General features: G+C 44.8%; 21 protein-coding genes and 1 other annotated feature. Of the genes, 14 read left to right on the forward strand and 7 right to left on the reverse strand.

All coding sequences use genetic code 11. The features are described from left to right. The first annotated feature begins 113 nt into the window (after positions 1-113). The 5 genes from rlmD to eno all read left to right on the forward strand — a co-directional run bounded on the left by rlmD (position 114) and on the right by eno (position 7,911). Positions 114-1,433, forward strand: coding sequence for a 23S rRNA (uracil(1939)-C(5))-methyltransferase RlmD (gene rlmD / locus GVO60_RS13580; protein ID WP_159654917.1), 1,320 nt, complete (start codon positions 114-116; stop codon positions 1,431-1,433). A gap of 71 nt (positions 1,434-1,504) precedes the next feature. Further along, positions 1,505-3,724 carry a GTP diphosphokinase gene (gene relA, locus GVO60_RS13585; protein WP_159654919.1) on the forward strand — a complete coding sequence of 740 codons (2,220 nt, stop codon included), beginning with the start codon at positions 1,505-1,507 and terminating at the stop codon, positions 3,722-3,724. A gap of 207 nt (positions 3,725-3,931) precedes the next feature. Continuing rightward, positions 3,932-4,744 carry a nucleoside triphosphate pyrophosphohydrolase gene (gene mazG, locus GVO60_RS13590; RefSeq protein WP_159654921.1) on the forward strand — a complete coding sequence of 271 codons (813 nt, stop codon included), beginning with the start codon at positions 3,932-3,934 and terminating at the stop codon, positions 4,742-4,744. A gap of 146 nt (positions 4,745-4,890) precedes the next feature. Continuing rightward, a complete protein-coding gene (gene pyrG, locus GVO60_RS13595) occupies positions 4,891-6,531 on the forward strand; it encodes a CTP synthase (protein WP_159654923.1) in 1,641 nt (546 codons plus the stop codon). A gap of 81 nt (positions 6,532-6,612) precedes the next feature. Then, complete coding sequence (gene eno / locus GVO60_RS13600) at positions 6,613-7,911, forward strand: phosphopyruvate hydratase (protein WP_159654925.1); 1,299 nt, start codon at positions 6,613-6,615, stop codon at positions 7,909-7,911. A gap of 107 nt (positions 7,912-8,018) precedes the next feature. On the opposite strand, the gene GVO60_RS13605 is transcribed toward eno, so the two are convergent. Continuing rightward, positions 8,019-9,281, reverse strand: a complete 1,263-nt coding sequence (locus tag GVO60_RS13605) for a multifunctional CCA addition/repair protein (protein WP_443098427.1) — start codon at positions 9,279-9,281, stop codon at positions 8,019-8,021. Positions 9,282-9,320: 39 nt separating this feature from the next. Here GVO60_RS13605 and GVO60_RS13610 point away from each other — a divergent pair, with 39 nt between their 5' ends. Then, positions 9,321-10,931, forward strand: coding sequence for an ExeA family protein (locus GVO60_RS13610; RefSeq protein WP_159654930.1), 1,611 nt, complete (start codon positions 9,321-9,323; stop codon positions 10,929-10,931). Continuing rightward, positions 10,931-11,695, forward strand: a complete 765-nt coding sequence (locus GVO60_RS13615; protein ID WP_159654932.1) for a general secretion pathway protein GspB — start codon at positions 10,931-10,933, stop codon at positions 11,693-11,695. Before GVO60_RS13610 ends, GVO60_RS13615 begins: the two co-directional genes overlap by 1 nt. Before the next feature lie 52 nt (positions 11,696-11,747). Here GVO60_RS13615 and GVO60_RS13620 read toward each other — a convergent pair whose 3' ends face one another. The 3 genes from GVO60_RS13620 to GVO60_RS13630 form a co-directional block, all read right to left on the reverse strand. Further along, positions 11,748-12,359 (reverse strand): TIGR04211 family SH3 domain-containing protein, encoded by a 612-nt coding sequence (locus tag GVO60_RS13620; RefSeq protein ID WP_159654934.1) that lies wholly within the window; start codon positions 12,357-12,359, stop codon positions 11,748-11,750. A gap of 155 nt (positions 12,360-12,514) precedes the next feature. Then, on the reverse strand, positions 12,515-13,774 hold the full coding sequence (locus GVO60_RS13625) for an inorganic phosphate transporter (RefSeq protein ID WP_159654936.1): 1,260 nt from the start codon (positions 13,772-13,774) through the stop codon (positions 12,515-12,517). Positions 13,775-13,903: 129 nt separating this feature from the next. Next, entirely contained in the window at positions 13,904-14,584 is a 681-nt protein-coding gene (locus GVO60_RS13630) for a TIGR00153 family protein (protein ID WP_159654938.1), read from the reverse strand. 204 nt (positions 14,585-14,788) lie between these two features. Here GVO60_RS13630 and GVO60_RS13635 point away from each other — a divergent pair, with 204 nt between their 5' ends. Then, positions 14,789-16,306, forward strand: a complete 1,518-nt coding sequence (locus GVO60_RS13635) for a CYTH and CHAD domain-containing protein (protein WP_159654940.1) — start codon at positions 14,789-14,791, stop codon at positions 16,304-16,306. Between the two features lie 22 nt (positions 16,307-16,328). Here GVO60_RS13635 and GVO60_RS13640 read toward each other — a convergent pair whose 3' ends face one another. After that, a complete protein-coding gene (locus GVO60_RS13640) occupies positions 16,329-17,087 on the reverse strand; it encodes a potassium channel family protein (RefSeq protein WP_159654942.1) in 759 nt (252 codons plus the stop codon). 110 nt (positions 17,088-17,197) lie between these two features. On the opposite strand from GVO60_RS13640, the gene GVO60_RS13645 reads away from it, so the two are divergent. From GVO60_RS13645 to hldE, 3 genes are all read left to right on the forward strand, one after another. Beyond that, the gene (locus tag GVO60_RS13645; RefSeq protein WP_159655379.1) at positions 17,198-18,454 is read left to right on the forward strand and encodes a methyl-accepting chemotaxis protein; all 1,257 of its coding nucleotides are present in this window, start codon (positions 17,198-17,200) and stop codon (positions 18,452-18,454) included. Positions 18,455-18,564: 110 nt separating this feature from the next. Next, positions 18,565-21,414, forward strand: coding sequence for a bifunctional [glutamate--ammonia ligase]-adenylyl-L-tyrosine phosphorylase/[glutamate--ammonia-ligase] adenylyltransferase (glnE, locus tag GVO60_RS13650; RefSeq protein WP_159654944.1), 2,850 nt, complete (start codon positions 18,565-18,567; stop codon positions 21,412-21,414). Positions 21,415-21,506: 92 nt separating this feature from the next. Next, positions 21,507-22,937, forward strand: a complete 1,431-nt coding sequence (gene hldE, locus GVO60_RS13655) for a bifunctional D-glycero-beta-D-manno-heptose-7-phosphate kinase/D-glycero-beta-D-manno-heptose 1-phosphate adenylyltransferase HldE (RefSeq protein WP_159654946.1) — start codon at positions 21,507-21,509, stop codon at positions 22,935-22,937. Between the two features lie 114 nt (positions 22,938-23,051). On the opposite strand, the gene arcA is transcribed toward hldE, so the two are convergent. Then, positions 23,052-23,768, reverse strand: a complete 717-nt coding sequence (gene arcA, locus GVO60_RS13660; protein ID WP_159654948.1) for a two-component system response regulator ArcA — start codon at positions 23,766-23,768, stop codon at positions 23,052-23,054. Positions 23,769-24,094: 326 nt separating this feature from the next. Between arcA and GVO60_RS13665 the strand changes: the two genes are divergently transcribed. Further along, positions 24,095-24,484, forward strand: coding sequence for a DUF3293 domain-containing protein (locus GVO60_RS13665; protein WP_159654950.1), 390 nt, complete (start codon positions 24,095-24,097; stop codon positions 24,482-24,484). Positions 24,485-24,514: 30 nt separating this feature from the next. After that, positions 24,515-25,000, forward strand: a complete 486-nt coding sequence (locus GVO60_RS13670) for a putative 4-hydroxy-4-methyl-2-oxoglutarate aldolase (protein ID WP_159654952.1) — start codon at positions 24,515-24,517, stop codon at positions 24,998-25,000. A 7-nt stretch (positions 25,001-25,007) separates the two neighbouring features. Here the strand turns inward: GVO60_RS13670 and GVO60_RS13675 are convergent, their stop codons facing one another. Then, positions 25,008-25,469, reverse strand: a complete 462-nt coding sequence (locus GVO60_RS13675; protein ID WP_159654954.1) for a hypothetical protein — start codon at positions 25,467-25,469, stop codon at positions 25,008-25,010. A gap of 255 nt (positions 25,470-25,724) precedes the next feature. Between GVO60_RS13675 and GVO60_RS13680 the strand changes: the two genes are divergently transcribed. Next, complete coding sequence (locus GVO60_RS13680; protein WP_159654956.1) at positions 25,725-25,820, forward strand: thr operon leader peptide; 96 nt, start codon at positions 25,725-25,727, stop codon at positions 25,818-25,820. Beyond that, positions 25,756-25,874 (forward strand) — a sequence feature (Thr leader region). (Overlaps the previous gene by 65 nt.) Positions 25,875-25,898: the final 24 nt, after the last annotated feature.

The following is a 25,898-nucleotide window of genomic DNA, read 5'->3' on the forward strand; positions in this document are numbered from 1 at the left end:
TTACTAAGCATAATAAACTCAGTCGGCTCAGACAATGATTCCAGCGTAAAAGCTTGGAATAGAAGCAGCAATTCGAGCAATAGGTCAAAAGACCAGATAAATAGGCACAAAGCATGGCGCGTTTTTTCCAACCAAAGAAGAAAACTCAACTGAACACTAAGCATCAGTCTGTACAGATTGAAAAGCTTGATCACCTTGGCGCTGGCATTGCCTATCAGAATAAAAAACCAATCTTTATTGAAGGTGCGTTGCCGGGTGAGCAGGTTTTGGTACAGATCACCGAAAGTAAGAGTAAATTCTCGCGCGCTAACCTTATCAAGATTCAGAAAAGCAGTGATTTGCGTGTTGAACCATTTTGCCCACATTACCAAGAGTGTGGTGGGTGTAATATGCAGCACACAGATGTGTCAACTCAACAGCAGCACAAGCAGCAAACCTTGGCACAATTGATGAAAAAATTTGCTGGTCAAACCGCTGAACTAGAAGCGCCGATTACCGGTGACTCAAAAGGTTACCGTCGTCGTGCTCGTGTGAGTTTGATGGTGGATAAAAAAACGCGTCAGCTTAAGTTTGGCTTTCGTAAAAAGCAGAGTAAAGACATCGTTAATGTTACTCACTGTCCTGTACTTGCCCCTGAACTTAATCAGCTAATACCACCATTGCAAAAAATGTTGCAAGGGTTTAGCAATCAAGATGCCCTTGGCCATATTGAGCTAGTCAAAGGGGACAATACTCGTGTGATTGTATTGCGTCACATGAAGCCGCTGAAAGAGCAAGACCAAGCACAATTGGAAGCGTTTGCTGCAGAGCAACAAGCTACACTATACCTAATGCCGCAAACAGACCAATTGGATCGCATTGTGGGTGAGCAGGCCCACTATTTAGAAGCGGGTGTCACCATTCCTTTTGAACCGAATAACTTTATTCAAGTCAACCAACAGGTGAATGCTCAAATGGTTGAACAAGCTCTCAACTGGCTAGAGTTTGCAGAGCAAGACCGTGTGCTGGATTTGTTCTGTGGCTTGGGTAACTTCAGTTTACCGATGGCGAAAACTGCACAGCACGTCATTGGTGTTGAAGGGGTCGATTCAATGGTTGAAAAAGCCACCTTCAATGCAAAATTGAACCAGCTAGACAATGCCGTTTTTTATCAAGCAAATTTGGAACAAGACATGACTGGTCAGCCATGGGCAAGTGAAAAGTTTGATAAACTACTGCTTGATCCAGCACGAGCTGGCGCGAGTGGAATTGTAGATCAAATTTCTGAACTTGGAGCAACAAGAGTCGTTTATGTTTCTTGTAATCCTGCTACCCTAGCTCGTGACTCACAAAGCTTGCTAAATCAAGGCTTTCAGCTGGATAAATTAGGTATGTTAGATATGTTTCCACATACCAGCCATTTAGAATCAATGGCACTTTTTGTTAAGGATTAAACTTATTCCAATAAGGTGAGTCTTACACTGGGATAAGTCGAAGATAAAAATAAAGAACTAGGACGAAAACGATGGTTGCGGTAAGAAGCGCACATTTGAACCAAGACGAACAGTTTGAGCTAGATAAGTGGATTTCTAGCTTGGGGCAAGACGCCGCAATAGCAAAACGCCTTAAAGAGGTGTATCGCCATTGCGAGACCACACTACAAAATCATGATGATGGCGCACTTCTGTTGTGGCGCGGTCGAGAGATGATTGAAATCCTAATTACTCTTTCTATGGATAAAGCGACGCTGGTAGCAGCGTTGCTTTTCCCTCTTGTTTCGAGTGGGGCTTACGCTCGTGAACAGTTTGAAGAAGATTTTGGCAAAGAAACGGTCAAACTCATTGATGGCGTGGAAGAAATGGCAGCATTGGGACAACTCAATGTCACCATGGAAGGCAGCGCCGCATCGACTCAGGTAGATAATGTACGTCGCATGTTGTTGGCGATGGTGGATGATTTTCGCTGCGTGATTATCAAGCTGGCAGAGCGCATCGCAAACCTAGTCGAAGTAAAAAAAGCACCAGACGAAGTCCGTCAAGCGGCGGCGAAAGAGTGTGCCAATATTTACGCACCTTTAGCGAACCGCCTTGGTATTGGTCAGCTTAAGTGGGAAATCGAAGATTACGCATTCCGCTACCAGCAACCAGATACGTACAAACAGATCGCAAAACAACTTTCTGAGCGACGCATTGTTCGCGAGCAGTACATTACAGATTTTGTCGATGACCTTTCTCAAGAGATGTCTGCTTCCGGTATCAACGCAGAAGTGAGCGGTCGTCCAAAACACATCTACAGCATTTGGCGCAAAATGCAGAAGAAGAGCTTAGCTTTTGACGAGCTTTTCGATGTTCGAGCGGTACGTATCATCGCTGACAAGCTACAAGACTGTTATGCAGCACTCGGTATGGTGCACACCAAATATAAGCACCTGCCAAGTGAGTTTGATGACTATGTCGCAAACCCGAAGCCTAATGGTTATCAATCGATTCACACTGTGATTCTAGGCCCTGAAGGCAAAACGATAGAAATCCAGATTCGTACTAAAGACATGCACGAAGACTCGGAGCTTGGTGTCGCTGCACACTGGAAGTACAAAGAAGGTGGCAGCGGTCGTAGCGGTTATGACGAAAAAATTACCTGGTTGCGTAAGCTTCTAGACTGGCAAGAAGAGATGTCGGATTCTGGCGAAATGCTAGATGAAGTTCGTAGCCAAGTTTTTGATGATCGTGTCTATGCCTTTACACCGCGTGGTGATGTGGTTGACTTACCAATGGGAGCGACTCCGCTCGATTTTGCTTACCATATCCACTCTATGGTCGGTCACCGCTGTATTGGCGCTAAAGTAGCAGGGCGTATCGTTCCATTTACCCACAAGCTACAAATGGGCGATCAAGTCGAGATCATCACTCAGAAAGAGCCAAACCCATCACGTGATTGGTTAAACCCATCGACGGGCTTTGTCACATCAGGCCGTGCTCGCGCGAAAATTAACGCTTGGTTCCGCAAGCAGAGCCGTGAGAAAAACCTTGAAGCAGGACGTGAAATCTTAGAGCAAGAGCTGTCTAAGATTGGCGCTACGCTGAAGGATGCCGAGCAGTATGGTCTTAAGCGTTTCAACATGAACACGCCAGATGAACTGTATGTTGGTGTGGGTAGCGGTGATTTGCGTATTAACCAGATCATCAACCACATCAACGCGTTAGTAAATAAACCAACAGCGGAAGAGGAAGACAAGCAAGCGCTTGAAAAGCTGCAAGAAGCGGAGAATAAAGCGCCAGCACTAAGTCGTCCTAAGAAAGATGCCGTAGTGGTTGAAGGTGTTGATAATCTCATGACTCACCTAGCACGCTGTTGTCAGCCTATCCCAGGTGACGAAATCGCTGGTTATATAACGCAAGGTCGTGGCATTTCTGTGCACAGAGCGGATTGTGAGCAGTTAGAAGAGCTTCGCCATCATGCTGCAGAGCGTATCATTGATACGGTTTGGGGCAGTGGTTTTGTTGGCTCATATATTCTGACGGTGCGTGTTGAAGCAATGGAACGCAGTGGTTTGCTTAAAGATATCACCACGCTGTTTGCCAACGAAAAAATCAAAGTGACCAGCATGAAGAGCCGTGTTGATTATCGTAAACAGCTCTCGATCATGGACTTTGATTTGGAAGTCACCAACCTAGAAGTGTTCTCTCGCGTTTCGAAACGTGTTGAGCAGATCAAGGATGTGATGTCGGTGAAACGCTTAGGCTAATTTTTACGTCGTATTTGGCTTTCTAGCGGCGTTAGCTGCACTTATATCGCCCAATCTCATAGACAAGCTATGCTCATGGGGCTCATAAGTTTGCTGCCTTGCCAGAAGAACCAACTACTTAGTAAAAACAGTTAGAAAACAAATTAAAGGTGAGTGGTTTTGGCTGCTCACCTTTTTCTTTAGATAGAAAGGGTTAAGGAACAGAAAATGAGCCATCCAATTGAACAGTTAGAACAAATCATGGCGAAGCTGCGCGATCCAGAAAGTGGCTGCCCTTGGGATCTAAAGCAGAGCTTTGACACCATCGTTCCACATACGATTGAAGAAACTTATGAAGTTGTAGATGCCATCCAAAATCGTGATTGGCCAAATCTAAAGGAAGAGCTTGGTGATTTATTATTCCAAGTGATCTTCTATAGTCAGTTGGCGGAAGAGCAGCAATTATTCGACTTTTCTGAGGTGGTTGAAACGGTGAATGAAAAGCTCACCCGACGTCATCCTCATGTGTTTTCTGATGTCGAATTTGAGAACGATGAGCAAATAAATGCCAATTGGGAAGCGGAAAAAGCCAAAGAAAAAGCAGAAGTAGGTAAAAAAGAACAAAGTATTCTAGACTCAATACCAGTTTCTCTACCTGCGCTTTCTCGTGCTACAAAAATGCAGAAAAAGTGTGCTAAATTTGGTTTTGATTGGGACACTATTGGTCCGGTTATTGGTAAGGTTCAAGAAGAAATTGAAGAGGTGATGGAAGAAGTTCTTCAAGTGGAAGTCGATGAAGATAAAGTCGAATTAGAGTTAGGGGACCTGTTGTTTGCTACCGTAAATTTTGCTCGCCACTTGGGTAAAGATCCAGAAGTCGCACTCAGTAAAGCGAACCTCAAGTTTGCGCGCCGATTTAAAGGGGTTGAGGCGCTGGTGGCAGAGCAAGGTAAACAATTGATGGATTTTGATCTAGAGCAGCTAGATGCGCTTTGGGATCAAGTCAAAGCGAACGAAGCTCACAATTCTTCTGTGAAGTAATGCTCGCTTCGAATTTGATTTGAAGCAAAAAATAAAAAATTGCAGTGTGATAGATTTCACGTTGTAGCGGAAAAGGGGTTCTGGTATATTTATATCCCGTCCAGAAGAAATCCATTTTCCCTCATTCAACCAATTTCAGGTTAAACATGACGACAAATTACATTTTTGTTACTGGCGGGGTTGTATCCTCTCTAGGTAAAGGTATTGCAGCAGCATCTCTTGCGGCTATTTTAGAAGCTCGTGGTCTTAAAGTGACTATGATGAAGCTTGACCCTTACATCAACGTTGACCCAGGCACAATGAGCCCAACTCAACATGGTGAAGTGTTTGTCACGGAAGATGGCGCTGAAACTGACCTTGACCTTGGTCACTATGAGCGTTTCATTCGCACCAAGATGACTAAGCGCAACAACTTCACTGCAGGTCGTGTTTACGCTGACGTTCTACGTAAAGAGCGTCGTGGTGACTACCTAGGTGCAACCATTCAGGTAATCCCTCACATCACTAACGCTATCAAAGATCGCGTAATCGCTGGTTCTGAAGGCCACGATGTTGCTATCGTTGAAGTTGGCGGTACAGTCGGTGATATCGAATCTCTACCATTTATGGAAGCTATCCGTCAGCTAGCTGTAGAACTTGGCCGCGAGCGCGCTATGTTCATGCACCTGACTCTAGTTCCTTACCTAGCAGCTGCGGGCGAAGTAAAAACTAAGCCAACGCAACACTCAGTAAAAGAGCTGCTATCTATCGGTATCCAGCCTGACATTCTAGTTTGTCGCAGCGATCGTATGATCCCTGCGAATGAGCGTAAGAAGATTGCTCTTTTCTGTAACGTTCAAGAAAAAGCAGTTATCTCAATGAAGGACGTAGATTCAATCTACAAGATCCCTCAACTTATCAAAGCTCAAGGTCTTGATGATCTTGTATGTGCTCGTTTCGGCATTGATGCTCCAGAAGCTAACCTTTCTGAATGGGAACAGGTTATCTATGAAGAAGCAAATCCAACAGCTGAAGTGACTATCGGTATGGTCGGTAAGTACATCGAACTTCCAGATGCTTACAAATCAGTAAACGAAGCACTAAAACACGCAGGTCTTAAGAACCGTCTAAGCGTGAAAATTAAGTACGTTGACTCACAAGATGTAGAAACAAAAGGTGAAGAAGCACTAGAAGGTCTAGACGCTATTCTTGTTCCTGGTGGTTTCGGTGATCGTGGTGTTGAAGGCAAGATTCTTGCTGCAAAATACGCTCGCGAAAACAACGTACCTTACCTAGGTATTTGTCTAGGTATGCAAGTAGCACTGATTGAATACGCGCGTAACGTTGCGGGTATGGAAGGTGCTCACTCTACAGAATTTAATAAAGATACTAAGTACCCAGTAGTTGGTCTAATTACTGAATGGGTTGATGGCGAAGGTAAAGTTGAAGAACGTACTGAAAAGTCTGACCTAGGTGGTACTATGCGTCTTGGTTCACAGCTGTGTCACCTTGAAAAAGGCACGAAAGCACGTGAACTATACGGTAGCGCGACGATCCACGAACGTCACCGTCACCGTTACGAAGTGAACAACAATCTTCGTCCGCAGATCGAAAAAGCTGGCCTAAAAGTTTCAGGTCTATCTGCTGACAAGAAATTGGTTGAAGTAATTGAGAACCCAGCTCACCCATGGTTTGTAGCGGCTCAGTTCCACCCAGAGTTCACTTCGACACCTCGCGATGGTCACCCACTATTTGCAGGTTTCGTAAAAGCGGCTGGTGAATACCAACGCGGCGAATTCGAGAAGTAAGGTAAGGATACAGGTAGTAGCTTAAGTTGTGCTGCTACCTTTAATTTTGACATTATATATTCAACGAGAAGGAAACATTCAATGTCTAAGATCGTTAAAGTTCTAGGTCGTGAAATCATCGATTCACGTGGTAACCCAACTGTAGAAGCTGAAGTACACCTAGAAGGCGGTTTCGTAGGTATGGCTGCTGCTCCATCTGGCGCATCAACTGGTTCACGTGAAGCTCTTGAGCTACGTGACGGCGACAAAGCTCGTTTCCTAGGTAAAGGTGTTCTTAAAGCTGTTGAAGCTGTAAACGGCGAAATCGCTGAAGCTCTAGTTGGTAAAGACGCTAAAGACCAAGCTGCAATCGACGCAGTAATGATCGACCTAGACGGTACTGAAAACAAGTCTAAGTTCGGTGCTAACGCAATCCTAGCTGTATCTCTAGCAAACGCTAAAGCCGCTGCAGCGGCTAAAGGCATGCCTCTATACGAGCACATTGCTGAACTAAACGGTACTGCTGGTCAGTTCTCTATGCCTCTACCAATGATGAACATCATCAACGGTGGTGAGCACGCAGACAACAACGTTGACATCCAAGAGTTCATGATCCAACCAGTTGGTGCTAAGACTCTTAAAGAAGGTCTACGTATTGGTGCTGAAGTATTCCACAACCTAGCTAAAGTTCTTAAGTCTAAAGGCTACAGCACTGCAGTTGGTGACGAAGGTGGTTTCGCTCCTAACCTTAAGTCTAACGCTGAAGCTCTAGAAGTTATCGCAGAAGCTGTTGCAGCTGCTGGTTACGAACTAGGTAAAGACGTTACTCTAGCTATGGACTGTGCTGCATCTGAGTTCTTCGACAAAGAAGCTGGCATCTACAACATGAAAGGCGAAGGTAAAACTTTCACTTCTGAAGAGTTTAACCACTACCTAGCTGAGCTAGCTAACCAATTCCCAATCGTTTCTATCGAAGATGGTCTAGACGAGTCTGATTGGGCTGGCTTCAAGCACCAAACTGAACTACTAGGTGACAAGCTTCAACTAGTAGGTGACGATCTATTCGTTACTAACACTAAGATTCTTGCTGAAGGTATCGAGAAAAGCGTAGCTAACTCTATCCTTATCAAGTTCAACCAAATCGGTTCTCTAACTGAGACTCTAGCTGCAATCAAGATGGCTAAAGACGCAGGTTACACAGCTGTAATCTCTCACCGTTCTGGCGAAACTGAAGATGCAACTATCGCTGATCTAGCGGTAGGTACTGCTGCAGGTCAAATCAAGACTGGTTCTATGAGCCGTTCTGACCGTGTAGCTAAGTACAACCAACTTATCCGTATCGAGGAAGCTCTAGGTGAGCGCGCTCCTTTCAACGGTCTTAAAGAAGTTAAAGGTCAATAATTCCAAGCGAATTATTAGCTTAAAGCTTTAAAAAACGCCTCCGATTTCGGGGGCGTTTTTGTATCTGTCATACCGTAGAGCTGTGAAGGAGAGAGTAGGGAGTCCCTTTAAGCTCCCCGAATAGCCTCAACACGACGCTTTTCCATCTCTACACGAATATCTGCCCCTTTAAAGCCATCTTTGATTATGTCTTGAACATTCACTGCCAGCGCGGCTTGATAGGCATTTTGGAAGAGTTCCATCTGAGGGTAATCAATATCTTCAAAGCCAGTTCGGCCTCGGCTATCTGCCATACAGCACAGCAGGATCTCTTCTAAGCGTTCAGGTTTACGCCATACATCGAACTTGTTTAATACCTTAAGTTTGGTTTCTGGGCGTAGCTCCGCTGCTCTGTGGATATTTGAGTGCTGCTCACAAACCATTAGCGCCAAATCTCGAAACTCATTCGGAACACGAATACGCTCACACAGAGACTTAATCAGTTTAAGACCAGTATGGCAGTGCAACTTATGACTTGGCCATTCAGACTCTGGAGTAATACCTTTGCCTAAGTCATGCACTTGCGACGCAAAGCGAACGGGAAGAGATGGGCTAAGCATTGCAGCTTGCTGTGCGACCATTAAAGTGTGGATTCCCGTGTCAACCTCAGGGTGCCACTGCTCTGGCTGAGGTACACCAAACAACGCATCAATCTCGGGCAAAACAACTTTTAAGGCATCACACTTTTTTAGTACTGAGAGAAAGACTTCTGGATTCGGTGTTAACAAGGATTTGTGCCACTCTTGCCAAACACGCTCAGCAGTTAGGTGATTCAATTCACCCGAGTGGGCAATCGTACGCATCAACTCGATGGTTTCAGGCGCAATACTAAATCCTAAATGGTGCAGTTTTGCTGCGAATCTTGCCACTCTTAGAACACGCAGCGGATCTTCGGTGAAAGCGTCAGATACATGACGTAACACTCGATCATTAAGATCGCTTTGACCATGGTAAGGGTCAATAATCTTACCACTAGAATCTTGTGCCATAGCGTTGATGGTTAAATCACGTCTTTGCAGATCCTCTTCTAAAGTAACATCGGGAGCAAAGTAGCACTCAAAGCCTGTGTAACCAGAGCCTGTTTTTCTTTCAGTACGAGCCAGTGCGTGTTCTTCTTTACTTTTAGGGTGAAGAAAAACCGGAAAGTCTTTACCGACAGCCGTATATCCTTGCTGAATGAGTTCTTCTGGCGTCGCGCCGACCACTACCCAGTCTCTGTCATAGACATCAATACTTAGCAGTTGATCGCGAACTGCGCCGCCAACAAGGTATCTTTGCACTTGATTCTCTCTCATTTCTTCACATTGCCATTGGCTATTAATGCCTGCAATGGTACTTTTCTTATCACTAAATTCCCAGAGACGAGAAGTATGTATAAGCAATATTTTGGATTTACGGAGCTGCCATTTTCCATCGTTCCGAATTCTCGTTTTCTTTTTCAAAGTCAGCGCCATAAAGAGGCGATGGTACGATTAAAAGCTGGCCTTGGCGAAGGTGGCGGATTTGCGATGCTTACTGGAGAAGTAGGTACTGGCAAAACGACTGTGGCAAGAGCCATGCTACGCTCACTAGACGATAACATTCAAGCTGGATTAATCCTCAATCCGACCTTCTCTAATTGTGAACTGCTTGAAGCCATTTGTGATGAGTTCGCACTCGACTACCCGCAAGATGCTTCGCTTAAGCAGCTAAATCAGACTATTTATCAGTTCTTACTTGATAGTTATGCCAATGGGATTCAAACCTTGTTGGTGATTGATGAAGCTCAGCATCTTTCAGCTGAAGTGTTGGAGCAGCTTCGGTTACTGACTAATCTAGAAACAGAAAGTCAAAAGCTGCTCAAAGTACTTCTTATCGGTCAGCCTGAACTGCAACAGAAGCTCCAAATGCCCCAGCTTCGTCAGCTGGCTCAGCGCATAACTGGCCGATATCATTTACTTCCACTCAATGACCAAGAAGTGGCACAGTACATCCGTTATCGACTAGATTTTGCTGGTGGCGAAAGTAACATGCTTTCCAATAAGTCACTTAAGTATATTGCGACACAGACATTAGGCATTCCTCGCCTTATAAACTTAGTCTGTGATGCCGCCTTTAAGCAAGCTTACAGTGTTGGTGAAAAACCAGTGAGCCATGCTTCAATTCAAGTGGCATGTCAGGAGGTGATGAGCTTTCAAACCTCATTCCAGCCCCCTCAAGTTCAAGTATCACCTAAGCCAGCCTATTTGGTGTATGCGCTTGCCTCTGTAATCGGAGTTACTGTTGCGGCTTTGAGTTATGTGTTTACACCGACTTTGATTAGTGAACACATTGATGCTCAGTTAGCGCAGCAGTTCCCACCAAAAATCGAGACTATAGTAGAGCAGCAGGTCATGCCTGAGTCTTTGAAGAGTCAGCTTTCATTGTCGACAGACCTTGAGCAAGGTATCGGTGAGCTATACAAGGTATGGGGGTTTCAACCTTCGGTATTGGACAAGCTTTGTTTAAAAGAGAGTGAAAGTGCAGTCAGTTGTGAGAAGCTCAATGGAAGTTTGCAGGATATACGTCTAGGCAATGCTCCCGTGTTATTGACGCTAAAAAGTGATGGTATTGAGAGCTATGCCGTCTTACATCATTTGAATGAACAGAGCGCTCAATTATTGGTAGGGAATGAAAATATTGAGCTACCTCTTGAGTTTCTGACGCCACTCTGGAAAGGCGAGTATCATCAGATTTGGCGTCACTATTGGAACATCTCCTTAAAGCCAGGTATGCAAGGGGAAGCGGTGAGCTTACTGGATCGTCATCTATCTCATGTACTTGGTGAGCCTTTGGCGCAAAGCGATGTATATGACCAAGTGCTGAAAGAAAAAGTGAAACTGTTCCAACGCTGGCAAGGATTGTCAGTTGATGGTATCGCGGGCAAGAATACGCTGCGTCGATTGGAAAAAGTCGCTCGTGAAGATGCGCCTTCACTTCACTTAGCTAAGGAGCAAGCATAATGTCTAAGGTATTGAATGCTCTGGATGTGTCAGAACAAAACCATCAGGCATCTATCCATACTCCTTTTTATTCACCTCAAACGATGGCATCTGCTCCGGCCAAGGCGAGTAAAATGGCGATTGCGGTCCTGATTGCGGTACCTGCTGTATTAACTGCAGCTTGGAGTGGTTACCAAAGCTATCAAGACAAGCGTTTACAATGGCTGTCAACGAACCAAGCGCAAGTGGTGACTCAAGAGGTGCCTTTTGAGTATAGAGAGCTGCCGTACCCTGAGTTTGACCATCTTACTTCGACCTCTGACTTGGATATGCCGTATGCTGAGACGTCACAAGCGCCGGTAGTGGCTCAGGTTACCAAGTCTGCAGTGGAGGAACCAGCGATAGAACCTATGCCTGAGAGTTCTTCAGAACCGTTTCTTGACCAATTGGATCTCTCTGGTTTATCACCTGAACTGGCTTTGCGTGTAGAAAGCGCGCTAGGCAATGAGCAGTCGCGCCTTAATACAGAATCTAATAGTGCACTGTCTGATTTAGCTCAGCAGAGTGAGAAGTGGTATGGCAAGCTACCTGCTTTGAACTTCCAGACTCACGTTTATTCTAGTAACCCGACGAAACGTTGGGTGAAAGTTAATGGGGTTGAATACGAAGAAGGCGATTGGATCAGTGACCGTATAAAGCTAGAAGCGATAGAGCAGCAAAGCTGTCAGATTCGCTTTGATGGCGAGTTGATTGAAGTCCCTGCTCTTTACGATTGGAAAGGGTAACCCAGGTACAAAAAAGGTCGCAGCAGCGACCTTTTTTATTATTCATTTGTGCTTACGCCCAACCTGACGGTGAACGTTTTTTACGTGGCACAATGTGAGGCAGAATCAAACCAAATAGTAGGCCTAGACCCGCGACACCGCCACCATACATAAAGTACTTAAGCAGTAGATCATCTTTTTGTGTATCCAGCTTAGCGCGTAAGCTACGTACTTCTTCTTGAGCTGAAGACAGCTGCTGGCTCATATCGCTGTAGCCTTGTTCTAGCTCAGAGATTTGGCGGTTACGAGTAGCAAGAGATTCAACTAGACCTGCTTTCTCTTGATCAGAGGTTGAGCGAGCATTAGCTAACTTCTCTTTGGTTTCCGCTAGCTCTTTTTCGAGCTTTGGTAGGCGCAGCGCCATGCTTTCTTGGCTAGTGACAAATTTGCTTTCGACCCAACCTTTGCGGCCACGAGCATCTTGAATTTGGCTGTAACCTGATTCTTTATTCGTAGAAAGAAGTCTGACTTTATCACCTGCATCAATGCTTCCGATAATACGGTATTGGTTGTTTGGGCCAGAGTGCATGTAAGTAAATAACTTATCAGCAATGTAGCGGTCTTGAGCCAGTGCCGTTGGAGCGGCGACTAAGGTAGCCAAAACCAAGAAAACCAGTTTTTTCACGGTAAATCCTTTAACAGTCTTATTGTCTATTTCTTGCTAATCCGAAATAGTAAGTAGTTTCTTTGTCTACTGCAACAAAGAAGGGAGGCTTAGCCTCCCTTTCTGTGTATTTGAGTCAATAATGACAGTGTGTTAACACATCACTGACGGATGACTTAAGCGAACATCGCCTGAATGCCGTAGAAGAACACTACTGCAAGCAGTGCGCCTGCTGGTAGAGTAACAATCCAAGAAGCAACGATGTTACGTACTACGCCTAGGTTAAGTGCTGCAATACCACGAGCAAAACCAACACCTAATACCGCACCAACAAGAGTCTGAGTTGTTGAGATAGGTAGACCAGTGCCAGATGCTAGAACAACAGTACATGCTGTTGCAAGCTGTGCGGCAAAGCCACGGCTTGGTGTTAGCTCAGTAATACCTGTACCAACCGTTGCCATTACTTTATGACCTAGAGTTGCTAGACCAACAACAATACCAAAACCACCTAGAGGAAGAATCCACCAAGCAATTGTGCTCTTACCGGTAATTTCACCCATGTGCTCAACCGTTGAAACAACAGCAGATAGTGGACCAATCGCGTTAGCAACGTCGTTTGAACCGTGGGCAAATGCCATCGCACACGCAGTGATAACCATTAGGACACTGAAGATACCCTCAACGCCGGCAAAACCGTGGTCATCTTCGCGACTTGCAAATTTCTTCTGAATATAGAAGTAACCGCCAGCCATAACTAATGCTGAAACCGCTGCTGCCCACATCCATGCTTCACCGTTAGAAAGGTGTAGACCAACGTGCTTAAGACCTTTCTTGATAGTAACAAGTGCAATCACCATAGTCGTGATGAACATGTACACAGGTACGAAGCGTTTTGCGTTGAACAGTGGCTTTTCAGTATCAAAGATCAGGCGTTGTGCGCTGACAAAGATAACGTAAGCAAAGAAACCAGAGATAACAGGAGTAATAATCCAGCTACCGACAATGCCTTGAACTGAGCCCCAGTCCACTGCTTCAGTACCGACAGACACACACGCAAAACCGATGATCGCACCGATAATAGAGTGAGTGGTTGATACTGGCCAGCCCATGTAAGATGCAAGTAGTAGCCATGTACCAGCAGCAAGAAGCGCTGACATCATGCCGTAGACAAGAACATCTGGTTGAGAAGCAAAGAGTGACGTTTCGATTACGCCTTTACGGATAGTGTCGGTTACTTCACCGCCTGCAAGGTATGCACCCGCAAATTCAAAGATCATTGCGATAATGATCGCTTGTTTCACGGTTAATGCTTTAGAACCTACTGATGTACCCATCGCATTGGCTACATCGTTCGCGCCAATACCGATCGCCATCAGAAAACCGAAAGCTGCTGCAATAAGAATCAGGACAGTGCCGTAGTTCGCAAGGATATCCATCGTAATACCTAGTTGTTGATAACAAGCGGAGCAAATTAGGCACGACAAAGCCCCTTCGGCGCGTCAATATTTATCGCCTAGCAGGGGAGTGCAATTAAGATGCTCTTCGTTATTTGGTTAACTTATGATTTATGAGCGAGACAGCATTAGCTCTAGACGCGCGCCTACACGTTGCGCTTGGTCAGCTATGCCACCTACCCATTCTAAAATTTTGTAAAGGAACATCACATCGATAGGATTCATATCCTGCTCGAGCTCCATCAATTGTTGACGAAGTTCAATTTGCATTGCATCGGTGTCATCTTCGATTACGTCTAGTTGGTGGATCATTTCAGCCACAAGTGTTACTTCACGGCCTTTAAATCCAGTTTCCAATAACTCGTCGAGCTCATTGATTACTTTTTGCGCTTGATTCGCAGCGTCAAGACAACGCTTCACATACGCAATAAAGTTTTCTTGAAGAGGCTCAGGAATCATCAATTGACGGCCGTAAACACGACCAGCAATATCTTTTGCTAGGTTTGCCAGTTTGTCTTGCTGTGTCAGTAGCTCCAGCATATCGCTACGGTCAACAGGCATAAACAAACCGCGAGGAAGTTTAAGACGAATTTCGCGCTTTAAAACGTCGGCTTCTTTCTCTAGGTGAGAAATTTGTGCACGAATTTCAGATGCTTTCTCCCAATCACCCTTTGAACTTACTTCAAAGAAGTTGATTAGGTGAGAACAACATTCGTTCACACACACGACGTGGCGTTGCAAAGGTTTAATAGGGGACTTTGCAAATAACCCCATAATTGTATTTACTGGCATGGTCGTTCAACCTAATTAATATAACCTAAAAATAACATACACCAGTTAAGGCGAAATGTTGAGCGATGGCTATAAAGGCGCGCATGTTAACGCATTAAATCACTCATTAAAACTGTTTTAGATCATCATTCCGGCGATATTTCTTTCTTGCCGAGTAAGAAAATAGGCAATATCCTGTCCCTATCTGCTTTGAAAGGTACAACTATGGAAACCGAGATAGAACTGAAGTTTTTTGTTTCTCCTGATTTTTCAGAGACTTTACGTCAAAAAATATCTGAAACCAAAGTCCTTCAGCACAGCTGTCGTGAGTTAGGCAATACCTATTTTGATACGCCGGATAACTGGTTGCGTCAACATGACATAGGCATGCGTATTCGTCGTTTTGATGACGTATTCGTCCAAACTGTGAAAACGTCTGGACGAGTGGTTGCTGGATTGCACCAACGACCAGAATTTAACGCTGAACACACAAGCAATGACCCTGACTTAAGTTTGCACCCTGCTGACATTTGGCCGACAGGCAAACAGCCTTCACAGCTTCAATCTGAGCTTGTGCCGCTATTTTCTACCAATTTTACTCGTGAGCAGTGGTTGGTGTGTATGGCAGATGGCAGCCAAGTCGAAGTCGCTTTCGATCAAGGTAAAGTAGAAGCTAATGGCAAAGAAGACCCAATCTGTGAAGTTGAGTTGGAGCTAAAATCTGGCCAAACTGATGCGCTGTTTACGCTTGCTCGTAGCTTCTGTGAATTTGGCGGCATGCGATTGGGTAACTTAAGTAAAGCGGCAAAAGGTTATCGCTTAGCCGCTGGCTATCAAGGTGATTCCGTGAAGCCTTTGGCTCTTATGAATACTGATAAGCGTGATACGGTTGAGTCTTGCTTTATTAACTCGCTAGAGCATGCACTATCTCATTGGCACTACCATGAGCAAATATATTCAGAGCGTGAGTCAATTGAAGCACTGCACGAAATCAAAAACTCTATCAGCTTTATTCGTCAGGTCTTAACCGTATATGGCGGTGTTGTACCTCGCCGAGCAAGTGCGATTCAGCGCCAAGAACTAAAGTGGTTAGAGCAAACACTAGAGTGGTTAAATGATTACGACTATCTAGAAGACCTACTTGATGATAAAGGCCACGCGCTGCGTAAGCTGGATGCTCGTAAGTTTTTGGTTGCAGAGCTGAAGCAAGTCCAAGAGCAACTGCCAAGTCGAGAAGAGCTACTTGAACTGCTAAATAGTGCTCGCTATACCGGGTTATTATTAGATTTGAGTCGCTGGATTTTGACCCGAGGCTGGCAGCCATTCCTTGATGACAAGTCTCGTGAAAAAATGGCACTGAATATTGAGTACTTTTCTGTTAAGCAGCTTGATCGTACTTGGGCCGAGTTAATGGAAGCTTTTCCGCCAGAACGCAACTTAACAAGCCAAGATTATATCGACCAACAATATCGCTTGATGCGTAACCTCTACACTGGGGTGAGCTTTGCAAGCTTGTTCGATACCGAAGAGCGTAATAGTTTCCGATTACCATGGAGTGATTTGCTCCACGGCATTGATGACTTATTAAAGCTACGTACTTTGCAAAAGTTAGTGGAAAAACTTGAAGGCGAAGAGCGCGAGCAGCTAGAGCGTTGGTTATCTCGCCAAGAAAGTTCCATTCTACATGCGATGGAACAGACGAGAGTGATCTGCATTGAAGCCGAACCTTATTGGCAAGATTAATAAGCGATGTAAAACGGGAGCCTTAAGGTTCCCGTTTTTGTTGCTGCTCTATTTTATCCAAACGTCTAAGTATCTCATCTTGCTTTTCGACCAACTCAAGCAGCAAGCGTTCTTTGTTGACTGAGCGAGAGGTTTGCGATTTGGATGGCGAGGTGATCATTGAAGTGACTAAGCCTGAGATCATACCGAATAAGCCAACACCACAGACAATCAAACCTGCTGCAAGAATTCTTCCGCCATCGGTCACTGGGTAATGATCACCGTAACCTACGGTTGAGATTGTTACTAACGCCCACCACATGGCGTCTCCGCCGTCTTTGATATTAGCGTTCGGTGAGTGGCCTTCAATAAATAGCATCATACTGGAACCAATGGTTATGAGGATCACCATTAACAGCAATATCGAAGCCAGCGTCGTTTCGTGTTTGTTCTTCAATAACTGTTTGAAAACGCTACGACTGGAACGGATCACTAAGATGACTCTGAGAATTGAAAACAGTCGCGCATAACGCAGAGGTTCGATCATTGGCAAGCTAGCGAGAAAATCGATCCAGTGCCGTTTCATAAATTGCACTCTATTTGTCGACCGGATCAAATCTACACTCAGTTGCAGGATAAAAATGCTACAGATTAGAAAGTCTAAGCCGATAAGAACCTGTCGAGTTTCTGGCTTCAAGGGAAAAAACAGCAGGCCCGAGATCACAAATAACGCCATGAATGACAAGATTAGTGATAACAAGCTCATCGGTTTAGTATCGTCTTTGGTATTATCTCTATTCATACGAGGCTCGAAATAAATATCAGTGCAATCAGGGAGGGTGAGCGATCAATTTCAATCACTCTATTATAAAGCACTGAAAATACAAAATTAGACTTAGTGGAGAACCAATGATGACCAAAATGGCATTTAAACCTTGGGAACGTGTGATCACCGATGTTCGCCTTGTTCCTAAGATGGTCATGCTAATGGTGTTCAGTACCTTACTGATTATCAGCAAGCAGCTTTGGGATGCGAGTACTTTTTACGACTCTCTTCTCGCCGCGACTCAAAGCGTTGAAATTGCCCAAGAACATTATGAAAGCTACCTCGTCCAGGTGGTATGGCAAACCGGTATATTAATCGTTGTGTTTGTTGCACTGCTGATGTTCGCTGCACGCGTGATGTTACGCCAAACACAATACTTAAGTGACTCTATTAAGCTAATGGCGGACAAGAACCTGTCGATGCCAATTGAAATGCAGTGTAAAGATGAATATGGCGATGTGGCGCGTGAACTAGAGAAAACGCGAAAGCAGCTACAAGATATGATCAAGCTGCAAATCAGTGCATCTCAAGAACTGGCGGGCTTAACGGAAGTGATGACCATCAGCATGTCAGAGACGAAAGAGTCCGCGCAAGAAGAGTTCAATGAGATCGATCAGCTTGCGACAGCGATGAGTGAGATGACCTCGACGGTTCAAACTGTTGCTGGCCACGCACAAAGCGCCTCTTCACTGACAGAAAACGCTTCAAACCAAGCCGAAACTGGCCAACGTTTCGTACAAGATACCGTGCTTAAGATCAGTGAGCTTTCTAAAGACATCGCTGCTTCTGCGCAAGCGGTGAATGATGTGGAAGACAGTGTTGGGTCTATTGGTAGTGTGGTTGGAACGATTCAAGGTATCTCTGAACAGACTAACTTACTAGCTCTGAATGCGGCGATTGAAGCGGCGCGTGCCGGAGAGGCAGGCCGAGGTTTTGCGGTGGTTGCCGATGAAGTTCGTAACCTTGCTCAACGCACCCAACAAGCAACAGTCGAGATTCAAGAAATGATCTCTCAGCTACAATCGAGTGCGAACTCTGCAGTTGAGCTTATGGAAAAGAGTGTTGTGGAGGCCGCAGAAGGGGTTGATTTGGTAACTAATGCCGGCAGTGAACTGGATGGTATTGTGGGTCAAGTGAATCAAATCAATGATATGAACTTCCAAATCGCAACGGCGGCAGGCCAACAAAGCAGCGTGGCGGAAGAGATGAACCAGAACCTGACTAATGTTCGAGAGCTCGTCGAAGCCTCAGTAACCGTGGTGTCTGAACTTCTCGAAACCTCTGAGATGATGCAGCAAAACGCAGAGGAGCTCGATCAAAAGATCACTTCTTTTAAGGTCTAGCTTCTCAACTTACTGTTAATAAACGCCCACTCGCTACTAGTGGGCGTTTTTTATTGGTATAAATAGAGCATTACCGTTTCTAGACTGGTATTTCTATACAAGGAAGAATCATGCAACTGCCAGAAAGTCTTGCCCCAATTTCCCAATCTGCCCTCGACTCCCTTTCGCAAACTGATGCTTTAGAACATTGGCCGCAGCCTCTACGTGAACAGCTTAACTATGTGGCTGGCTTAAGTAAGTTTATCAGCGAGACGATCAATACTGACGAAAAACTGCAAGAAGTATTGCCGGAAATGTTGCTTGAAAACTCTCGTCATGAACAGTATCGAGAGCGTTTAGCGGGCCTATTGGAAGAATGCAGCGATGAAATGCAAGGCCACCGAGTGCTCAGACAGTTCCGCAATCGTGAGATGGTGTATATCGCTTGGCGAGACTTCACTGCTTCATGGGATTTGAAACAGAGTTTAGAGCATGTTTCTCAGCTCGCTGAGGCGATGATTGTAGAGGCGTACCAGTGGCAATATAAAGCCTGCTGTGCATTATGGGGAACGCCAACTAATGCGCAGGGTGAAGCGCAGCCGATGCTAATTATTGGTATGGGTAAGTTAGGTGGCGGTGAGCTGAATTTTTCATCGGATATTGATCTGATTTTTACCTATCCAGAAAATGGTGAAACACAAGGTGCACGTCGTAGTATCGCCAATGCTCAGTTCTTTACCCGTCTTGGCCAACGAATTATCAAAGCACTTGATCAGCAAACCTTTGATGGTTTTTGTTACCGCGTAGATATGCGTTTACGCCCTTTCGGAGATAGTGGCCCACTGGTTATGAGCTACGCAGCTCTAGAAGATTATTATCAGGAGCAAGGCCGAGATTGGGAACGTTACGCCATGATCAAAGCTCGTGTGATGGGGCGCGAGATGTACCCTGAGTATCAAGAATTGCGTCAAATGCTGCGTCCGTTTGTCTTCCGCCGCTATATCGACTTCAGTGCGATTCAATCTTTGCGCCGAATGAAGTCTATGATCAGCAGTGAAGTACGCCGTCGTGGTTTGAGTAATAACATCAAGCTAGGCGCTGGTGGTATTCGAGAAATTGAGTTTATCGCTCAAGTTTTTCAATTGATTCGTGGTGGTCGAGAGCCAAGTTTGCGTCAACGTGGTTTATTAGTAACGTTGGATGCGATTGAAGAGTTAGAACAGCTCAGCCAATCAGAAACAGGTCAATTGAGAGAGGCTTACCGCTATCTACGCCGATTGGAAAACTTACTCCAAGCGATGGCAGATAAGCAAACTCAGACACTGCCTGAAAATGATATAGAACAGTTACAGCTTGCTGTGGCGATGGGCTATTCCAATTGGGGTGAGCTACTGACCGATGTTCAGGGTCATATGGCCAACGTTCACAGTGTCTTTGCGAACCTGATCGGTGATGATGAGGAAGAGCAACAAGACATTGTCAAGCATTTTGTTGAACTGTGGGATATGGCAGCGAAGAAGGATGTGATTGAACATATTCTTGAGCATGATATTCAAGTGGAAGAGCCACAACAGATGGCGAATACCATTATTCAATTTAAGCAGGATCTCGCCAAAAAGACGCTTGGACCACGTGGTCGTGAAGTTTTAAACCATCTGATGCCGAAGATTTTTTCTGCCATTTATTCACATAAAGATGCGCAATTTGGCTTGCCTCGTGTTCTTCATCTTTTGCATCGAATCGTTACCCGGACGACCTATTTGGAATTGCTTGATGAGCACTCTGCCGCGTTAACGCAATTAGTCCGTTTATGTACTGCTAGTCCGATGATCTCAGAGCAGTTAGGTCGTTATCCGATCTTATTGGATGAGCTCATCGACCCCCAGCAGCTCTATAATCCGATTCCTCTAGAGAGCTACCGTACTGAATTACGCGATTTCTTAGCTCGCATTCCTGAGGATGATATGGAGCAGCAAATGGAAGCGCTGCGCCAGTTTAAGCAGATTTGTATTTTACGTATTGCCGCTGCTGACATTGCTGGTGTTTTACCTGTAATGAAAGTGAGTGATCACTTAACCTATTTAGCCGAAGCGATTGTAGAGTCGGTGGTTGGTCAAGCTTGGCTGCAAATCTCAGAAAAATATGGAGAGCCTACCCACTTAAAAGACCGTGATGGTAAAGGCTTTGCGGTAATTGGCTATGGCAAAGTAGGTGGTTGGGAGCTAGGCTACAATTCTGATCTGGATATTGTCTTTATGCACGATTGCCCAGTGACGGCTTACACCGATGGCAAAAAAGAGATAGATGGTCGTCAGTTCTATTTACGCTTGGCGCAGCGAATCATTCATATTTTCTCGACTCGCACGGCATCAGGCATTCTATACGAAGTGGATACTCGCTTACGCCCATCAGGGGCATCAGGTTTACTAGTGAGCCCAGCAGAGGCGTTTGACGAATATCAACATCAAGAAGCGTGGACATGGGAGCACCAAGCGTTAGTGCGAGCTCGGATGATTTATGGTGATGATCCTTTGCAGCACGCGTTTGCTAAGACGCGTCATGAAGTCCTTGGCCTAGAGCGGGATGAAGTGAAGCTTAAAAAAGACGTCGCAGAAATGCGCGTTAAAATGCGTGATCATTTAGGCGGCAAAAAAGCGGGGCGCTTTATGCTCAAACAAGACCCTGGTGGTATTACGGATGTAGAGTTTCTGGCGCAATATTTGGTACTTCGCTTTAGTCACGACAAACCTAAACTGACTCGCTGGTGCGACAATGTGCGAGTGTTTGAATCTATGATTGCTCAAGGTGTGATGGATGAAGATAAAGCGCTGGCATTGACGCATGCTTATACCGAAATGCGTAACCAGATCCACCACCGAAACCTACTTAATTTAGATGCTGATGTGGCAGAAGATAAGTTTATTGCTGAGCGAGAATTCGTGAGCAGTATATGGAACGAGTGGCTAACAGTTGAAGATTAAGCATAGATAACAAGATATGCGTTAAGGCAAGGGTTTAGGGCTGAAAAACGCTGTGCTAAACTCTGGCCAGAATTAAATTTTGGAGATCGACAATGAAACCAATCCTACCTAACTATAAGGATTCGGGTGTACTCGTCATTGGTGATGTAATGCTAGATCGCTATTGGTATGGGCCAACAGGGCGAATTTCACCAGAGGCACCAGTACCTGTAGTAAAAGTAGAAAACAATGAAGAGCGTCCAGGCGGTGCTGCTAACGTAGCCATGAACATTGCTTCTCTGGGTGGACACGCTCACATTGTTGGTTTAACAGGGATTGATGAACCTGCAAAAGTACTCAGCGAAACACTGACCGCACTTAAAGTGAAATGTGATTTTGTTGGTCTACCGAATTATCCAACAATTACAAAATTGCGTGTAATGAGTCGTGGTCAACAGCTGATTCGTTTGGACTTTGAAGATAAGTTTGAAAATGTAGATGCTGAGCTGATTTTAGACCGAATGGAGCAAGCACTGCCAAAAGTAAAATCAGTCGTATTGTCAGATTATGCAAAAGGCGCACTTGAGCACGTACAGCAGTTTATCCAAAAAGCACGTGCAGCGAACGTTCCGGTTTTTATTGATCCTAAAGGGGCTGATTTTGAACGCTACCGTGGTGCAACTTTACTCACGCCTAATATGGTTGAATTTGAACACGTTGTAGGCAAAGTAAAATCGGATCAAGAGCTGGTGGAGAAAGGTCTTCAACTGATTGAAGAGTTTGATTTTGAAGCTTTGCTGGTGACTCGTAGTGAGCACGGCATGACGCTATTGCGCCGCGGCCAAGAACCTTTCCACCTCCCGACTCAAGCGCAAGAAGTGTATGACGTTACAGGTGCGGGTGATACCGTAATTTCTGTATTAGCAGCGTCAGTTGCTGCTGGCAAGCCGCTTGATGAAGCTTGCGCGCTTGCGAACGCTGCCGCAGGGGTCGTCGTTGGCAAACTCGGTACATCAACGGTGTCTACGATTGAATTAGCGGAAGCAGTACACGGAAGCCAAGATACGGATTTCGGTGTCATTGGTGAATCAGCACTGATTGAAGCAGTTAAGAAGGCACAATCGAAAGGTGAGACCGTGGTGATGACCAATGGTTGCTTTGATATTCTGCATGCTGGTCACGTATCTTACTTAAACCATGCTGCCGAGTTAGGTGATCGCCTGATTGTCGCTGTAAACACTGATGAGTCGGTTAAGCGTCTTAAAGGTCCTGGTCGTCCGGTTAACCCTACAGATCGTCGTATGGCTGTTCTAGCGGGCTTAGGGGCGGTTGATTGGGTGGTGCCTTTTGGTGAAGATACGCCACAGCGCTTGATCTCTGAAGTACTACCGGATCTATTAGTAAAAGGTGGTGATTACAAACCTGAAGACATTGCAGGCGGTAAAGAAGTGATTGCTAATGGTGGAGCGGTAAAAGTACTTAACTTTGAAGATGGTTGCTCAACCACAGAAATTATTGATGCGATTAAAGGCGGTAAAGGTTAAACACTCATTTACCAGTCTAATTGAAAAAGCGCTCGTCATTGACGGGCGTTTTTTGTTTCCACCAACAAAAATGGAGCCTTATGGCTCCATTTTTAAATGACGTTAGCTGAATGCTTAGTCTTCTAGGTCACCACAGAAGCGGTAGCCTTCACCGTGGATCGTTGCGATGATCTCAGGTGTACCAGATACTGATTCGAAGTGCTTACGGATACGACGGATTGTTACATCAACCGTACGGTCATGTGGCTTCAGCTCACGACCAGTCATCTTCTTCAGAAGATCGGCACGAGTTTGAATCTTGCCTGGGTTTTCACAGAAGTGAAGCAGAGCACGGAACTCAGAACGTGGAAGCTTGTAACCATCGCCACTTGGACTAACCAGTGAACGGCTGTTGATATCTAAAACCCAACCGTTGAATACATACTTCTCAACGCTACGCTTTTCTTCTGTTACTGCACTTGCGTTCATTGAACGGTTCAGTAAGTTGCGTGCGCGGATAGTTAGCTCACGAGGGTTGAAAGGTTTAGTGATGTAATCATCTGCACCGATTTCAAGACCAAGGATCTTGTCAACTTCATTGTCACGGCCAGTTAGGAACATAAGCGCTACGTTCGCTTGCTCGCGTAATTCGCGTGCTAGCAGTAGGCCGTTCTTACCTGGAAGGTTGATGTCCATAATAACCAAGTTTACTTGGTTGTCAGACAGCACCTGGTGCATCTCTTCACCGTCACTGGCCTCAAAAACAGCGTATCCCTCTGCTTCAAAAATACTCTTAAGAGTGTTACGAGTTACTTGCTCATCTTCGACAATAAGAATGTGCGGGGTTTGCATTGGCGGTACCTAAACTTGTGAAAAAAATGTGCTAATGGAATAAATTTTAGGCAAAAACATAACATACAGGTAATGTGATGTTGATAATAAACCAAAGATTGTAAAAATACACTTTCTTTGATTGCCCGCCGTCCTTGGATTTTGCTTTATTACCTTGTGAGGCTCCAATTCCCCACTATTCCACTAGTCGTTGAGGCGGATTTTATAATGTTAACAGCATGCTAACAACGTAGAAGTGTTAATTCCAATCACTTTGTTGATTTATATCAAGAGTTAGGATGTAACAAATATTAATAGTATCAGGTAAATGTAAAACTGTTGGTCATATGATGATAGATGCGCAATTGTGGGCTAGTTATTTAGACCCTTACTTCCGCTTTGGGGCACCGATTCGGTGTGATTCTTTCGCCATTATTACGGCTTGGAACCCTGCGAGCAAATGGCAGTCTAACCAACAAAATGGAAGAAATAATCAGCAGTTACGCTTAGAAATAGACCATACTTACTTCATCGAAGTGTTGGTAGGTAATCAAGAATTCTCATGGGCAGAGGAAAGCTTTGCCACTGCAATGACACGCCACCAAGCGGTAGAGCTAGGGGCTAAATACGGACAAAACGCCATCTATTTTGTAGAAAAAGATCAGCTTTTTTTACTCTCATGTTTGGAAGATAAATCGGTAGTGCTGATTGGAGATTGGCGCTGCCGATGCAAGTGAAAGGATTTTTAAAAGACTCACGGAGGAAAAATGAAAGATATTACGCCGGATATTTGTGATCAGCACGAAGACAAAGTGACCCTGGTTGAACTGCCTTTGCATAATTTTGGTGCGAAAAGTGCGTTCTTTGGCGAAATTGTTACGGCTAGGTGTTACCACGATAACTCGAAAGTGCGAGAAATGCTCAGCCAAGATGGTACTGGAAAGGTGCTCATCGTCGACGGTCATGGTTCTTGCCAGCGTGCTTTACTTGGTGATCAACTCGCAATGTTGGCCATTGATAATCATTGGGAAGGGGTGATTGTTAATGGAGCCATTCGAGACGCTGGGGCGATTGCAGAAATGGAATTGGGTGTGAAGGCACTTGGCACTTGTCCATTTAAAACCGAAAAACGTGGTGCTGGTGATGTGAATGTAACCTTAACGATTCATAACCAGATGATTCAGCCGGGAGACTACGTTTACGCGGATTGGAATGGCATCTTGATGTCAAATGAAGCACTGAAATGGGACTAGGTTTCGCTTAGAAACGGAAACCTAAACCAAATTCAACCTCTTGCTGCCACTCTTGATAATCAAGGGTGGCATGCAAATCTAGATTTTCAGTCAGTCGTACTCGGCTAGATACCTCAGCAGAAACACCATTGTCACGCTTCTCTTCATTTGGAACTTCATTGCTGTATGAGTGCAGGGTACTTGATAAGGAGACTCGAGGAGTGACTTGGTAGCTAACGCCACTTAAAAAGCCTGTCTCATTAATTTTGTCACCATTGTTCAAACGAGCACCAACGTATAGGTCGATTTTATCGAATACGTTGTAAGAGTAGCCACCATCGACCTTCCAAGTATCAAAATCTTGTTGATCGCTGCCACTAGAAAGAAAAAGTTTATGCGGAGAGTTATCTTGTTGAGAGGGCAGTGGAGGTAACTCGGTTGCACCAATAGAGCCAGCAATAAATGCTGATAGGCATAGAATTATTTTCATGTGCCGCTCCTTATTCTTGGATTTTCTTCCACTGCAGAACTAATTAAAGCATAAAACTATTGGACTAGGTGCATTTTTTATATAGCCATTAGTTATTAGCTTATGTGCTTATAGTTTCATTGTTAATGTGAATGTTTAGGTTAACAATGTTGCAGAAGGTACTGTGAATCAAGCTCGGTCAAAACAAAAAATTAAAACTTTTCATTGACTCGAACTGAATAAATAGGTTAAACGTATGGGTAAGCAAACACACAAATGCAACAGTATTTAATTATGCAAAACCACAGCCTAGTAACAATGACCACAACCATTATTATTACCGACATCGCAATTGTTGGGGCAGGCTGCTAAGCGAAAGAAATTCAAAAAAAGGCCTGTATCCAACAAGATACAGGCCTTTTTTTATGCCGATTTAAAAAATTTGGAGGA

Source organism: Vibrio atypicus (genome assembly GCF_009811315.1).
GTDB classification, from domain to species: Bacteria; Pseudomonadota; Gammaproteobacteria; order Enterobacterales; family Vibrionaceae; genus Vibrio; species Vibrio atypicus.